Consider the following 1,802-nt stretch of genomic DNA (forward strand, 5'->3'; position numbering starts at 1 on the left):
AAGCATCGAACATGAACGTAACGTGAACCGCCGGGCTCGTCACCCTTCCCCCTTCACCACGACCGTGCTGCCCTGACGGCTGGGCAGCACGTCGATACGAATCGGCATCTGCTCCTTGAGTTCGCTGACATGCGAAATGATGCCGATCATACGCCCGCTCATCTGCAGCTCGCTGAGCATGGCGATGGCCTGGTCCAGCGCGTCCTGGTCGAGGCTGCCAAAGCCTTCATCTATGAATAGCGTATCCAGCTGAATACCGCCTGCATAGGCTTGCACCACATCGGAAAGCCCTAGCGCCAGTGACAGCGCAGCCATGAACGACTCGCCGCCGGAGAGCGTCGCCACCGGGCGATTCTTGCCGGTATAGGTATCGGCCACGTCCAGCTCCAGGCCAGAGGCTTTATTGCCTTTGGAAGGGTCTTCCCGGCGCACCAACTGATAGCGCCCGCGGCTCATGCGCACCAGGCGCGCGGAGGCTTGAATCAGCACATCGTCCAGCAGCACGCCCAGCACGAAGCGCTGCAAGCTGATGCGATTCCCAGTGCGCCCGTTGGCCACTTCGCTGAGCGTACCCCACAGTTTGTACTGCTCGTCCAGGGCCGCCTCCACATTGCGCGCCTCTGCCAACCGCTGTCGGGTGGCGGTGAGCTGGTCTACCCGTGCGCTCAGCCGCTGGTAATGCTGTCGGCACGCCTCCTCCCGGGCCTTGCTGTTGTCAGCCTGGGCATCGAGGGCAGCAACGTCGGGCGGCGTCTTGCCTTCCAGCAGCGGCGCACTGGCTTCGAGCTGCCCTTCCAGCCTGGCCAGTTCCCGTTGAAAGCGCGCCACGTCGTCACTCAGCCGCTGCTGTTCGGCGGTGTCCAGGCGAGCGGTGATAAATGCCTGCTCATCCTCAAAGGGGCTACCCTGCAGGGCCGTTTGCCACTCGGCCTGGGCCGCTTCCAGCGTCCGCTGCGCCTCGGCCTGGCGCTGGGTTGCCTGAGTGAGCGTGGTTTGCGCCTGGGTGAACGCCGTGTGGGCGGTCTGGGCCTGGCTCTGGGCGGCTTTCCAGCTCCGCTCGCAGGTGTCCATCTCACGCTTCACGGCCGCTAACGAGGCATTCACGCTCTCCAGCGATGCGCTATCGCCCAGCTGTTCACGCAGCTTCTGGCACTGCTCACCGACGTGCTCGGCCTGCTGCTCCAGGCGCTGGGCGTCTTGTTGGGCGCTCACCCATGCCTGTCGAGCGCGCTCATGGGCGCTGCGCGCCTGCTTCACCTCCTCTTGCGTGACCAGTAGCTGGGCCGTCGAGGCAGGCGCGGGATGCTCACGGCTGCCACACACCGGACAAGGCTGGCCACCCTCCAGCTGCTCAGCGAGCAGAGCCGCCTGACCCTGGTGCCAGCGCATCTCCTGCTCGATGGCGTGCTGCTCCTGTTGGGTGGCCGCACGCTGCTTCTGCTGTGCATTTTCGCGCGCCCGGGCCACTTGCTGGGCAAGCGCTTGCTGCTGTTTCTCCAGCGTGGCCAATGCCTGACACTGAGCGAGGGATTGCTCTAGCGCATAGGCCTGGCGTTGCAGGGCGGGCAGCTGTTCATATTGGGCATTGGCCGCCTCGAGCGTTTCCTGAGCCTGCTGGTGAGCCGCTTGGCGCGGGGCAATGGCCTGTTCGGCGGCGGCCCACTCGCGCTGGGCCGCCGTGGCGTTTTGCTGGGCGCTTTGCTGGGCATAAAACGGTGTTGCCAGGGCCTGGGTCTGCTCATGCTGCCGCAGCTGCTGCTGGGCACGCTGCACGGCCGGCTGCTGCACCAGCAGCGCGGCTT

1 protein-coding gene is annotated in these 1,802 nt (G+C 65.5%); it reads right to left on the reverse strand.

What is annotated here, in order from left to right:
• Positions 1-39: 39 nt before the first annotated feature.
• A partial coding sequence (locus tag B7L72_RS02710; protein WP_303245514.1) for an SbcC/MukB-like Walker B domain-containing protein occupies positions 40-1,802 on the reverse strand: 1,763 nt, incomplete at its 5' end.

The organism is Halomonas sp. BC1 (assembly GCF_002078135.1).
Classification (GTDB): Bacteria; Pseudomonadota; Gammaproteobacteria; order Pseudomonadales; family Halomonadaceae; genus Vreelandella; species Vreelandella stevensii.